This is a genomic window from Pseudomonas syringae pv. tagetis (genome assembly GCF_022557255.1).
Taxonomy (GTDB): Bacteria; Pseudomonadota; Gammaproteobacteria; order Pseudomonadales; family Pseudomonadaceae; genus Aquipseudomonas; species Aquipseudomonas caricapapayae.
In genome coordinates, this window is sequence record NZ_CP092923.1 from 5,199,507 (window position 1) to 5,212,500 (window position 12,994).

Genomic DNA, 12,994 nt, shown 5'->3' on the forward strand with positions numbered 1-12,994 from the left:
CGCCCTGCCCCCGATTCGCGTCACGTGTTATTCGGTTTCCAGATCGATATCGATACCGAGCGAACGGATTTCTTTGATCAACACGTTGAAAGACTCGGGCATGCCCGGCTCCATACGGTGATCGCCGTCCACGATGTTTTTGTACATCTTGGTACGACCGTTCACATCGTCCGACTTCACTGTGAGCATTTCCTGCAGAGTGTACGCCGCGCCATATGCTTCCAGCGCCCACACTTCCATCTCCCCGAAACGCTGACCACCGAACTGTGCCTTACCACCCAGCGGCTGCTGGGTAACCAGGCTGTACGAACCAGTGGAACGCGCGTGCATCTTGTCGTCCACCAAGTGGTTCAGCTTCAGCATGTACATGTAGCCAACCGTTACAGCACGTTCAAACTTGTTGCCGGTACGACCATCGAACAGCTGCATCTGGCCGCTTTCCGGCATATCTGCCAGCTTGAGCATTGCCTTGATTTCGCTTTCCTTGGCACCGTCGAAAACCGGGGTAGCCATTGGTACGCCGTTACGCAGGTTCTTCGCGAGGTCTAGAATTTCGTTGTCGGTAAGGTCTTCCAGAGACTCCTGACGACCGCCGATTTCGTTATAGATCTCGTTGAGGAACGTACGCAGCTCAGCAACTTTACGCTGCTCTTCTAGCATGCGGTTGATCTTCTCGCCCAGACCTTTGGCCGCGAGGCCCAGGTGGGTTTCGAGAATCTGACCAACGTTCATACGCGAAGGTACGCCCAGCGGGTTGAGAACGATATCAACCGGCGTGCCATTGGCATCGTGCGGCATATCCTCAACCGGCATGATCACAGAGACCACACCCTTGTTACCGTGACGACCGGCCATCTTGTCGCCCGGCTGGATGCGGCGACGGATTGCCAGGTAGACCTTGACGATTTTCAGAACGCCTGGAGCCAGGTCATCGCCCTGCTGCAGTTTGCGTTTCTTGTCTTCGAACTTGTCATCCAGAAGACGGCGACGATCAACGATGTAAGCCTGAGCCTTTTCGAGCTGCTCGTTGAGAGCATCTTCAGCCATGCGCAGCTTGAACCACTGACCATGCTCAAGACCATCGAGCACTTCGTTGGTGATTTCCTGGCCCTTCTTGAGGCCAGCGCCGCCTTCGGCTACACGACCCACCAGCGCAGAGCGCAGACGTTCGAAAGTAGCGCCTTCGACAATACGGAACTCTTCGTTCAGATCCTTGCGGATCTCGTCGAGTTGCGACTTCTCGATGGACAGGGCCCGCGCATCACGCTCAACACCATCCCGGGTAAAGACCTGAACGTCAATGACAGTACCTTTGGTACCGGTTGGTACGCGCAAGGAAGTGTCTTTAACGTCGCTGGCCTTCTCACCGAAGATCGCGCGCAACAGTTTTTCTTCCGGAGTCAGTTGGGTCTCGCCCTTAGGAGTGACCTTACCGACCAGGATGTCGCCGGCGCCGACTTCGGCACCTACATAAACGATACCCGCTTCGTCCAGCTTGTTCAGAGCAGCTTCACCCACGTTCGGGATGTCAGCTGTGATTTCCTCTGGCCCAAGCTTGGTGTCACGCGCCACGCAGGTCAGTTCCTGAATGTGGATCGTAGTGAAGCGGTCTTCCTGAACAACACGCTCAGAAAGACAGATGGAGTCTTCGAAGTTGAAACCGTTCCAGGCCATGAACGCGATGCGCATGTTCTGACCCAGCGCCAGTTCACCCATATCGGTGGACGGGCCGTCAGCCATGATGTCGCTACGCTGAACACGGTCACCCTTGCTGACCAGCGGACGCTGGTTGATGCAGGTATTCTGGTTCGAACGGGTGTATTTGGTCAGGTTGTAGATGTCTACACCCGCCTCACCTGTTTCAACTTCATCATCGGCAACGCGAACAACGATACGGCTGGCATCAACCGAGTCGATCACACCACCACGACGAGCCACGACGCAAACGCCGGAGTCGCGAGCAACGTTGCGCTCCATGCCAGTACCTACCAGCGGCTTGTCGGCACGCAGAGTTGGAACAGCCTGACGCTGCATGTTCGAACCCATCAACGCACGGTTGGCGTCATCGTGCTCGAGGAACGGAATCAGCGATGCAGCTACCGAGACGACCTGCTTGGGCGAAACGTCCATCAGGGTGACATCGGCTGGCGCCTTGACGGTGAATTCGTTCAAGTGACGCACAGCAACCAGCTCGTCGATCAGCTCTTGCTTGTCGTTCATTGCGGCCGAAGCCTGGGCAATGACGTGGTCCGCTTCTTCGATCGCCGACAGGAACACGATCTCTTCGGTGACCAGACCTTCCTTGACCACACGGTACGGGCTCTCGAGGAAGCCGTACTGGTTGGTGCGGGCATAGGCCGCCAGGGAGTTGATCAGACCGATGTTCGGACCTTCAGGCGTCTCGATCGGGCACACACGGCCGTAGTGAGTCGGGTGAACGTCTCGAACTTCAAAGCCGGCGCGCTCACGTGTCAGACCACCAGGGCCGAGTGCAGAAACACGACGCTTGTGCGTGATCTCGGACAGCGGGTTGTTCTGGTCCATGAACTGGGAAAGCTGGCTGGAACCGAAGAACTCCTTGACCGCCGCCGCAACAGGTTTGGCGTTGATCAGGTCCTGAGGCATCAGGCCTTCGCTTTCTGCCATGGACAGACGTTCTTTAACAGCGCGCTCGACACGGACCAGACCTACACGGAACTGGTTCTCGGCCATCTCGCCAACGCAACGAACGCGACGGTTACCGAGGTGGTCGATGTCATCGACGATGCCTTTGCCGTTGCGGATATCAACGAGGGTCTTGAGAACCGCTACGATGTCTTCCTTGCACAGCACGCCCGAGCCTTCGATTTCGGTACGACCGATACGACGGTTGAACTTCATACGACCTACAGCAGACAGGTCGTAGCGCTCAGGGCTGAAGAACAGGTTGTTGAACAGTGTTTCAGCGGCGTCCTTGGTTGGCGGCTCGCCAGGACGCATCATGCGATAGATCTCGACCAGCGCTTCCAGTTGGTTGCTGGTGGAGTCGATCTTCAGTGTGTCGGAGACGAACGGACCGCAGTCGATGTCGTTGGTGTACAACGTTTCGATGCGAACAACCTGAGCCTTGGCGATCTTGGCCAGGATTTCAGTGTTCAGCTCGGTGTTGCACTCGGCAATGATCTCACCGGTTGCCGGATGCACGATGACCTTGGCTGTAGTACGACCCAGGACGTAGTCCAGAGGCACTTCCAGTTCTTTAATCCCGGCCTTTTCCAGCTGGTTGATGTGACGGGCAGTGATACGACGACCCTGCTCGACAATGACCTTGCCCTTGTCGTCCAGGATATCCAGAACGGCAATTTCACCACGCAGGCGCTGAGGCACCAGTTCCAGGCTCAGGTTTTCACCGCGCACATGGAATACGTTGGTGGTGTAGAAAGCATCAAGCACTTGCTCGGTGGTGTAACCCAGAGCGCGCAGAAGTACGGACGCAGGCAGCTTGCGACGACGGTCGATACGGACGAATACGCAGTCTTTCGGATCGAACTCGAAGTCCAGCCACGAACCGCGGTAAGGAATGATACGAGCGGAGTACAGCAGCTTACCGGAGCTGTGCGTCTTGCCACGGTCGTGGTCGAAGAATACGCCAGGCGAGCGGTGAAGCTGAGACACGATAACGCGCTCGGTGCCATTGATTACAAAGGTACCGTTTTCAGTCATCAGGGGGATTTCACCCATGTAGACTTCTTGCTCTTTGATGTCCTTGATCGCTTTGTTCGACGATTCTTTGTCGAAAATGATCAGACGGACCTTGACACGCAGAGGTACTGCGTACGTCACACCGCGCAGCACGCATTCCTTGACATCAAATGCCGGTTCGCCCAAGCGATAACCTACATACTCCAGCGCAGCATTGCCGGAGTAGCTGATGATCGGGAAAACGGATTTGAAGGCTGCATGCAGACCGACGTCGCGGAACTGATCTTTGGTCGCTCCCGCCTGCAGGAATTCGCGATACGAATCCAGCTGGATGGCCAAAAGATATGGCACATCCATTACGTCCGGCAACTTGCTAAAGTCCTTGCGGATACGTTTTTTCTCAGTATATGAGTAAGCCATCAGCGTTCCCCAGCTTGGTCACCTGCTTGTTTGGCTCCCTCCCGACGGAAGCAGCCAGAAAATCTTGCAAACCCCTTGGTTTGCGCCACCGCCATCGGTGGATACCACACGTTACAAACGTTGACAGCGCCAATCGTCTATAACGGAAAAAGGCCGGTGGCAAAAGCCACCAGCCATCAGCCTTTCGCTAAACGCGTGGGCTGGACACTCAAAATCGATGCTTATTTCAGCTCGACTTTAGCGCCTGCTTCTTCCAGAGTAGCTTTGGCTTTGTCAGCTGCGTCTTTGGCAACAGCTTCCAGAACCATTGCTGGCGCGCCGTCAACGACTGCCTTGGCTTCTTTCAGACCCAGACCGGTCAGTTCACGTACTGCCTTGATCACGTTAACTTTCTTCTCGCCAGCTTCCAGCAGCATGACGTTGAATTCAGTTTGTTCTTCAACAACAGCAGCAGCAACAGCTGGACCAGCAGAGCCGGCAGCAGCGGTAACGCCAAACTTCTCTTCGAACGCCTTGATCAGCTCTACAACCTGCAGAACGGACATTTCAGCTACGGCGTTAAGGATATCGTCTTGAGAGATGGACATGACTCAATTTCCTGAATTGGGGGACGGCCTACGCGACCATCAAAATAAACAAAAATACGCGAAAAGATCTGACTCAGCCTTAGGCTGCAGCTGCTTCTTTTTGGTCGCGAACAGCCGCCAGAGTACGAGCCAACTTGCTGGTAGCGCCTTGAATCACGCTCATCAGCTGAGAAATTGCTTCGTCACGGGTCGGCAGGCTTGCCAGTACATCGATCTGATTAGCTGCGAGGAACTTGCCCTCGAACGCAGCTGCCTTGATCTCGAACTTGTCCTGACCTTTGGCGAATTCCTTGAACAGACGGGCAGCAGCGCCAGGATGTTCATTGGAGAACGCGATCAAGGTCGGGCCAGTGAACACGTCGTTGAGGACACTGAATTCAGTGTCAGCAACAGCGCGCTTGAGCAGGGTGTTACGTACAACACGTACGTAAACGCCAGCTTCACGAGCCTCTTTACGGAGTCCGGTCATAGCGCCGACCGTCACACCACGGGCATCAGCCACGACAGCGGACAGACCAGCTTTGGCAGCCTCGTTGACTTCAGCGACGATGGCCTTCTTGTCTTCGAGTTTAATTGCCACGGGTTTAACTCCTGCTTGTTACCGTTTCATCCGACCGAAGCCAGATGTCGTTTTGGTGTCTGATTCGGTAAGGAACCGGGAGCACCATCTGCGTAGGCTTGAGGTTTAAGACTTGCGTCGCCTACGGTCTTGGATAGCCCCCGCCAGGCAGGGACCCCAATCTTTCAAAGGGGTACGGCGTCAATCACCGTACCGCTTTTGTCTTACGCTTCCAACGAACCCTGGTCGATGACCAGACCTGGGCCCATAGTGGTGCTCAGGGTGATGCGCTTGACGTAAATACCTTTCGAAGAAGCTGGCTTGATACGCTTCAGATCAGCGATCAGCGCTTCAACGTTTTCCTTCAGCTTGACGGCATCGAAGCCGACCTTGCCAACGGAAGTGTGGATGATGCCGTTTTTGTCGGTGCGATAACGAACCTGACCAGCCTTGGCATTCTTGACGGCGTTCGCAACGTCAGGAGTAACAGTGCCGACTTTAGGGTTAGGCATCAGGCCACGAGGACCGAGAACCTGACCCAACTGACCCACAACGCGCATTGCGTCAGGGGAAGCGATAACCACGTCATAGTTCAGATCGCCAGCTTTCATTTCAGCGGCCAGATCATCCATACCAACGCGATCAGCACCGGCAGCCAGAGCAGCTTCAGCAGCAGGACCTTGGGTGAAAACTGCAACGCGTACAGTTTTACCGGTGCCGTGCGGCAGTACGGTAGCGCTACGAACGACCTGGTCGGACTTACGAGGATCAACGCCCAGGTTGACAGCAACGTCTACCGACTCGCTGAACTTGACAGTCGACAGCTCGGTCAGCAGGGCTGCAGCGTCTACGAAGTTGTAGGACTTGCCAGCCTCGACCTTGCTGGCGATTGCCTTTTGACGCTTGGTCAGCTTAGCCATTACACACCCTCCACGTTAAGGCCCATGCTACGAGCGGAACCGGCGATGGTACGCACGGCCGCTTCCATGTCAGCTGCAGTCAGATCCGCATTTTTTGCTTTAGCGATATCTTCCAGCTGAGCACGAGTCACGGTGCCAACTTTAACGGTGTTCGGGCGAGCCGAGCCGCTGATCAAGCCTGCAGCTTTCTTGAGCAGAACCGATGCAGGGGTACTTTTTGTTTCGAAAGTGAAGCTACGGTCGCTGTACACAGTGATGATCACTGGAGTCGGCAAGCCTGGCTCAATACCCTGAGTACGGGCGTTGAACGCTTTGCAGAATTCCATGATATTCACACCGTGCTGACCCAGAGCAGGACCAACTGGCGGGCTTGGGTTAGCCTGAGCGGCTTTCACTTGCAGCTTGATGTATGCGGTTATCTTCTTGGCCATGAGGCACTCCAATTACGGGTTCAAGCGCCAATAAAGGCTCCCCGGTTACTTACGCGTATATCCCAGTGACGAAAAAACCCCACAGCCTTAGGCTGCGGGGTATGGGATTCCAGCTCAGTTATGCCTTTTCGACCTGACTGAACTCCAACTCTACCGGGGTAGAGCGTCCGAAAATGAGCACCGCCACTTGAATCCGGCTCTTTTCGTAGTTAACTTCTTCAACCGTACCGTTAAAATCAGCAAACGGACCGTCGGTCACACGAACAACCTCACCCGGCTCGAACAGTGTCTTAGGCTTCGGCTTGTCGCTACCGTCTGCGACACGACGCAGAATTGCTTCCGCTTCCTTGTCGGTGATCGGAGCAGGCTTGTCAGCGGTACCGCCAATGAAGCCCATGACGCGAGGAGTGTCCTTGACCAAGTGCCAAGTACCCTCATTCATATCCATCTGAACAAGCACATAACCCGGGAAGAACTTGCGTTCGCTTTTGCGCTTCTGGCCATTACGCATTTCGACCACTTCTTCAGTGGGAACCAGAATTTCGCCGAAGCCATCTTCCATGCCTGCCAGCTTCACACGCTCGATCAACGAGCGCATGACATGCTTCTCGTAACCCGAGTAAGCATGCACTACGTACCAACGCTTAGCCACGGGACACCCTTAGCCAACTATCAAGGAAACAAGCCAGCCGAGCAGGGAATCAAGCCCCCACAACAGCAACGCCATAACCAGCACAACAGCCACAACGATCAACGTGGTTTGAGTGGTTTCTTGGCGAGTAGGCCATACGACTTTACGAATCTCGGCGCGAGCCTCTTTCGCCAGAACGAAAAAGGCCTTGCCCTTACCGGTTTGCAACGCTACAAACGCAGCGACAGCGGCAATCACGAGGAGAGCGAGAACACGGTACAGGATCGGCTCAGCAGAATAATACTGATTACCGACAACACCCACGACAACCAAAACGACTACCAGGAGCCACTTCAGCATATCAAAGCGAGAGTCTGATGCTTCAGCCTTGGGATTCATCTACGGAGATCCTGTGAAAAGAAAGCCAGATTACACCTAGGAAATCTGGCAGGTCAGGAGGGAATCGAACCCCCAACCTACGGTTTTGGAGACCGTCGCTCTGCCAATTGAGCTACTGACCTAAAAGCAAAATCAGGCCGACCATTATGCGGACCTGACGAGAGTTTTTCAACATCTTATTCAGAACAGCCTGCCCCAAAAGCAGAATCTAAACAAGACATCAGGCAAGTCAAGCGCAACCGACCCACCTAAAACAAAGGCAGATATTTTCATATCTGCCTTTAGCAATGGAGCTCTTGAGCGGATTTGAACCGCTGACCTCACCCTTACCAAGGGTGTGCTCTACCAACTGAGCTACAAGAGCAAAACACAATGCATAAGCCGCAAGCTTGGAGCGGGTAGCGGGAATCGAACCCGCATCATCAGCTTGGAAGGCTGAGGTTCTACCACTAAACTATACCCGCGCAATTTGCAGCTTGCGCTAAATCTGGTGGAGGGGGAAGGATTCGAACCTTCGAAGTCGTAGACGTCAGATTTACAGTCTGATCCCTTTGGCCGCTCGGGAACCCCTCCTAAGCGAGGCAGCATTCTCAACTCATGCTGCCCTTCTGTCAACCTTTTTCTCAGTAAAAACCTGAGGTTACATGCGTTGACTACTACCACTTCGTTCGCGAGACTTTCACCTCACTGCGAAGCGGGCGCCATTCTATGTAAACTAATCAGCAGTTGCAATGCCCTCGCATAACATTATTTGATTTTTTATTTGAGGGAAATCCTGACTCAGCTGGCTGATCACACCCGCCTCTACAAGGCGTCGACTTTCCGGGGTAATTTTTAGCCAGTAGGCGGTCGCCCCATTCGTTTGTAGTGGCTGGAATTGAGACTGTATATCCAGGCTGTTCAGACGCTGCTCAACCAGACGAGCATCTTCTGGTCTGACAAAGCCACCAACGTAAAGACACCTCCTATCGGCATCATGCGACGCCCGCCCCGCATCCGATTCGCTGAGCAGGCGAATATCCTGCTGAGGGGCACGGTGCAACGATAAGGGCATCACCTCTTTGGCCCTCAGTGGAGCCTCTTGCTGGTGCCAGATGTAATAAAAGGCATTAAGCATCAGCAGCAGAAGAAATAACCAACGCATAGAGACCTCAACGCAAAGGGCAAGCGAGAGCCAGACCCACGAAGACCAGATCAGGAACGATGCGAGCGCCTGGCAGCACATCCGCAACCAGAGCAGCATCTCCACCAGTCACGAAAACAGCAAAATCGCCCCCCCAGTACCCACGGGCTATCTCGATCTGAGTCATAGCAAACCCTCTGAGCATCAACGAACAGCCACGCTCTACAGCCTCGGCAGTCGCACGACCGGGAACAAGGCGGGCCAAGGCTCTCTCAGCCTCCGTGTCGTCATACCTGATGCGACGAGTATGGGTACGCAACTGATTGCGCATCAAGGGCATTCCAGGGCAAATAAAACCGCCAAGGTGCGTGCCCATAGCGTCCACAAAGTCAGACGTCACCGCAGTACCGAGATCGATCACCAGGCATGCGCCCCTTGCAAGATGGTAAGCACCAACAAACGCCAGCCAGCGATCCATGCCCAGACGTGCGAAGTCGTCGTAGCCATTGGTGACACCAGCAAGCTCACGAGCAGGCATAGCGCAGACCGGCATTACGGAAAAGGTATCAGCCAATAAAGCGACCATCCTTGCCGTTTCTTCAGTGCTACGAACACTTACAAGACGGCAGTCAGTGAATGATGCACCAGGCAGATTACTCAGATGTTCCAGCAAGGCAGCATCTGAATCCACAACGCCGCCACTGATCACTGATGCGTCACGCTTCGCCGTTACCCGCCATTTGATAAAGCTGTTGCCACAATCGAGCTCAAGAATCATCTCGTAACCTCAGGCTGAGCTCGCCGCCACTGAAGCTCTTTTCCACACCACTGACCTCAAGCCTTAGCGCCCCAAGCGAGTCGACCCCCAACACCACTCCCTCCACTTCCTGAATCCCTGACAACAACTTTACCGCCGCCCCCTGCCACAGGTGCCCGCGCTCCCATTCTTTCTGAAAAGCTGCAAAACCTTCCTTGCGATGAACCACAAGAAGAGCATCGAGCTGACTGCCTATAAGGGCCGCGATCTGATTGCGATCAATGAGACTGCCTGTTTCGAGTCGAATGGACGTCCATAACTGATCTACTTCGAAGGATGAACGCATATTCACATTCACGCCTATTCCGATGATGACATGGCAGACGTCTGCCGGATCACCTATAAGCTCCAGCAGGATGCCAGCAATCTTCTGCCTACCGACCAGCACATCATTAGGCCATTTAAGGCCTGCACCATGTACACCCATGTCGCGCAACACATTCATCACCGCCAGACCCACCAAAAGACTGAGCCCCTCCAACTGGCGCATTCCGCCATCGATGCGCAGCACCAGACTGTAATACAGGTTCTCAGCGAATGGGCTTACCCACTTGCGACCACGCCGCCCTCTTCCGGAAGTTTGCTGCTCGGCCACGACCAGCAAAGGCATGGACTCGCCTTGAGCAATCAGACGCGCGGCCTCTGCGTTGGTTGAATCGATAGTGTCGTAAGTGCGCACAGACCAGTTGGCAGGAAATCCGCACTGCACTATGCCAGCAGCACTCAAGAGAGAGATGGGCGCAGCCAGTCGATAACCTCGCCCGCGCACTTTATGTACCTCGATGCCCAGATCGACCTCAAGCTGCTGAAGCTGCTTCCAGACAGCACTACGGCTTATGCCCAGAGCATTGCCTAATACCTGTCCAGAATGGAACGCACCATCAGCAAGAAGCTTTAACAAGGTCAGCATTTAGAGTCGCCTGGCAATGAGGCACGCATCATAGCCACGCAGAGACATGCTGCATAGAAACGAAAACGTGTTTTCATGTTGGTTTGGGGGAACCAGAAAAACAAAAACCCTCAACGCGTAAGCGATGAGGGTTTCTGGAATTCAATCTTGACGATGACCTACTCTCACATGGGGAAACCCCACACTACCATCGGCGATACATCGTTTCACTACTGAGTTCGGGATGGGATCAGGTGGTTCCAATGCTCTATGGTCATCAAGAAATTCGGGTACCGAATCGTGCCTTGCGGCGCGCTTCAGCAAATCGGGTATGTGATAGCTCGGTGCGTTCGTGATCGCAAGCCTTCGGTTCGTGTCATCTTCACAGTCACCGCAATCTGCTCATCTCACGCAGATTGCTTGGGTGTTATATGGTCAAGCCTCACGGGCAATTAGTATTGGTTAGCTCAACGCCTCACAGCGCTTACACACCCAACCTATCAACGTCGTAGTCTTCGACGGCCCTTCAGGGAACTCAAGGTTCCAGTGAGATCTCATCTTGAGGCAAGTTTCCCGCTTAGATGCTTTCAGCGGTTATCTTTTCCGAACATAGCTACCCGGCAATGCCACTGGCGTGACAACCGGAACACCAGAGGTTCGTCCACTCCGGTCCTCTCGTACTAGGAGCAGCCCCTCTCAAATCTCAAACGTCCACGGCAGATAGGGACCGAACTGTCTCACGACGTTCTAAACCCAGCTCGCGTACCACTTTAAATGGCGAACAGCCATACCCTTGGGACCGGCTTCAGCCCCAGGATGTGATGAGCCGACATCGAGGTGCCAAACACCGCCGTCGATATGAACTCTTGGGCGGTATCAGCCTGTTATCCCCGGAGTACCTTTTATCCGTTGAGCGATGGCCCTTCCATACAGAACCACCGGATCACTAAGACCTACTTTCGTACCTGCTCGACGTGTCTGTCTCGCAGTCAAGCGCGCTTTTGCCTTTATACTCTACGACCGATTTCCGACCGGTCTGAGCGCACCTTCGTACTCCTCCGTTACTCTTTAGGAGGAGACCGCCCCAGTCAAACTACCCACCATACACTGTCCTCGATCCGGATAACGGACCTGAGTTAGAACCTCAAAGTTGCCAGGGTGGTATTTCAAGGTTGGCTCCACGCAGACTGGCGTCCACGCTTCAAAGCCTCCCACCTATCCTACACAAGCAAATTCAAAGTCCAGTGCAAAGCTATAGTAAAGGTTCACGGGGTCTTTCCGTCTAGCCGCGGATACACTGCATCTTCACAGCGATTTCAATTTCACTGAGTCTCGGGTGGAGACAGCGCCGCCATCGTTACGCCATTCGTGCAGGTCGGAACTTACCCGACAAGGAATTTCGCTACCTTAGGACCGTTATAGTTACGGCCGCCGTTTACCGGGGCTTCGATCAAGAGCTTCGCTTGCGCTAACCCCATCAATTAACCTTCCGGCACCGGGCAGGCGTCACACCCTATACGTCCACTTTCGTGTTTGCAGAGTGCTGTGTTTTTAATAAACAGTCGCAGCGGCCTGGTATCTTCGACCGGCGTGGGCTTACGCAGTAAATGCTTCACCCTCACCGGCGCACCTTCTCCCGAAGTTACGGTGCCATTTTGCCTAGTTCCTTCACCCGAGTTCTCTCAAGCGCCTTGGTATTCTCTACCCAACCACCTGTGTCGGTTTGGGGTACGGTTCCTGGTTACCTGAAGCTTAGAAGCTTTTCTTGGAAGCATGGCATCAACCACTTCGTGTTCTAAAAGAACACTCGTCATCAGCTCTCGGCCTTGAGACCCCGGATTTACCTAAGATCTCAGCCTACCACCTTAAACCTGGACAACCAACGCCAGGCTGGCCTAGCCTTCTCCGTCCCTCCATCGCAATAACCAGAAGTACAGGAATATTAACCTGTTTTCCATCGACTACGCTTTTCAGCCTCGCCTTAGGGACCGACTAACCCTGCGTCGATTAACGTTGCGCAGGAAACCTTGGTCTTTCGGCGTGGGTGTTTTTCACACCCATTGTCGTTACTCATGTCAGCATTCGCACTTCTGATACCTCCAGCAAGCTTCTCAACTCACCTTCACAGGCTTACAGAACGCTCCTCTACCGCATCATCCTGAGATGATACCCGTAGCTTCGGTGCATGGTTTGAGCCCCGTTACATCTTCCGCGCAGGCCGACTCGACTAGTGAGCTATTACGCTTTCTTTAAAGGGTGGCTGCTTCTAAGCCAACCTCCTAGCTGTCTAAGCCTTCCCACATCGTTTCCCACTTAACCATGACTTTGGGACCTTAGCTGACGGTCTGGGTTGTTTCCCTTTTCACGACGGACGTTAGCACCCGCCGTGTGTCTCCCATGCTCGGCACTTGTAGGTATTCGGAGTTTGCATCGGTTTGGTAAGTCGGGATGACCCCCTAGCCGAAACAGTGCTCTACCCCCTACAGTGATACATGAGGCGCTACCTAAATAGCTTTCGAGGAGAACCAGCTATCTCC

Annotated in this window: 10 protein-coding genes, 4 tRNA genes and 2 rRNA genes (1 of these 16 running past the window's edge); all 16 read right to left on the reverse strand. The window is 54.1% G+C overall.

Going from position 1 to position 12,994, the window contains the following annotated elements:
* Positions 1 to 27: 27 nt before the first annotated feature.
* Positions 28 to 4,101 carry a DNA-directed RNA polymerase subunit beta gene (rpoB, locus tag MME58_RS23250; protein ID WP_054987267.1) on the reverse strand — a complete coding sequence of 1,358 codons (4,074 nt, stop codon included), beginning with the start codon at positions 4,099 to 4,101 and terminating at the stop codon, positions 28 to 30.
* 221 nt (positions 4,102 to 4,322) lie between these two features.
* Positions 4,323 to 4,688, reverse strand: coding sequence for a 50S ribosomal protein L7/L12 (gene rplL, locus MME58_RS23255; protein WP_002555497.1), 366 nt, complete (start codon positions 4,686 to 4,688; stop codon positions 4,323 to 4,325).
* Positions 4,689 to 4,767: 79 nt separating this feature from the next.
* The gene (rplJ, locus tag MME58_RS23260; protein WP_003431816.1) at positions 4,768 to 5,268 is read right to left on the reverse strand and encodes a 50S ribosomal protein L10; all 501 of its coding nucleotides are present in this window, start codon (positions 5,266 to 5,268) and stop codon (positions 4,768 to 4,770) included.
* A 203-nt stretch (positions 5,269 to 5,471) separates the two neighbouring features.
* A complete protein-coding gene (gene rplA, locus MME58_RS23265; protein ID WP_055004807.1) occupies positions 5,472 to 6,167 on the reverse strand; it encodes a 50S ribosomal protein L1 in 696 nt (231 codons plus the stop codon).
* Positions 6,167 to 6,598 (reverse strand): 50S ribosomal protein L11, encoded by a 432-nt coding sequence (rplK, locus tag MME58_RS23270; RefSeq protein ID WP_055004808.1) that lies wholly within the window; start codon positions 6,596 to 6,598, stop codon positions 6,167 to 6,169. The genes rplA and rplK overlap by 1 nt, the downstream gene beginning before the upstream one ends.
* 118 nt (positions 6,599 to 6,716) lie before the next feature.
* Entirely contained in the window at positions 6,717 to 7,250 is a 534-nt protein-coding gene (nusG, locus tag MME58_RS23275; protein WP_002555501.1) for a transcription termination/antitermination protein NusG, read from the reverse strand.
* A gap of 9 nt (positions 7,251 to 7,259) precedes the next feature.
* Entirely contained in the window at positions 7,260 to 7,628 is a 369-nt protein-coding gene (secE, locus tag MME58_RS23280; RefSeq protein ID WP_024961319.1) for a preprotein translocase subunit SecE, read from the reverse strand.
* Between the two features lie 46 nt (positions 7,629 to 7,674).
* A tRNA-Trp gene (locus MME58_RS23285) sits at positions 7,675 to 7,750 on the reverse strand.
* 166 nt (positions 7,751 to 7,916) lie between these two features.
* Positions 7,917 to 7,992: transfer RNA gene (locus MME58_RS23290), tRNA-Thr, on the reverse strand.
* Between the two features lie 26 nt (positions 7,993 to 8,018).
* A tRNA-Gly gene (locus MME58_RS23295) sits at positions 8,019 to 8,092 on the reverse strand.
* Positions 8,093 to 8,116: 24 nt separating this feature from the next.
* Positions 8,117 to 8,201, reverse strand: a tRNA-Tyr gene (locus tag MME58_RS23300).
* Positions 8,202 to 8,343: 142 nt separating this feature from the next.
* Positions 8,344 to 8,772 carry a hypothetical protein gene (locus tag MME58_RS23305; RefSeq protein ID WP_054987266.1) on the reverse strand — a complete coding sequence of 143 codons (429 nt, stop codon included), beginning with the start codon at positions 8,770 to 8,772 and terminating at the stop codon, positions 8,344 to 8,346.
* A 7-nt stretch (positions 8,773 to 8,779) separates the two neighbouring features.
* Entirely contained in the window at positions 8,780 to 9,529 is a 750-nt protein-coding gene (locus MME58_RS23310) for a pantothenate kinase (RefSeq protein WP_054987265.1), read from the reverse strand.
* Positions 9,519 to 10,478: a bifunctional biotin--[acetyl-CoA-carboxylase] ligase/biotin operon repressor BirA gene (gene birA, locus MME58_RS23315; protein WP_055004809.1), complete on the reverse strand. Its 960-nt coding sequence runs from the start codon at positions 10,476 to 10,478 to the stop codon at positions 9,519 to 9,521. The genes MME58_RS23310 and birA overlap by 11 nt, the downstream gene beginning before the upstream one ends.
* A 145-nt stretch (positions 10,479 to 10,623) precedes the next feature.
* Positions 10,624 to 10,739 (reverse strand): 5S ribosomal RNA (gene rrf / locus MME58_RS23320).
* 149 nt (positions 10,740 to 10,888) lie between these two features.
* Positions 10,889 to 12,994: ribosomal RNA gene (locus MME58_RS23325) — 23S ribosomal RNA — on the reverse strand (it continues 788 nt past the right edge of the window).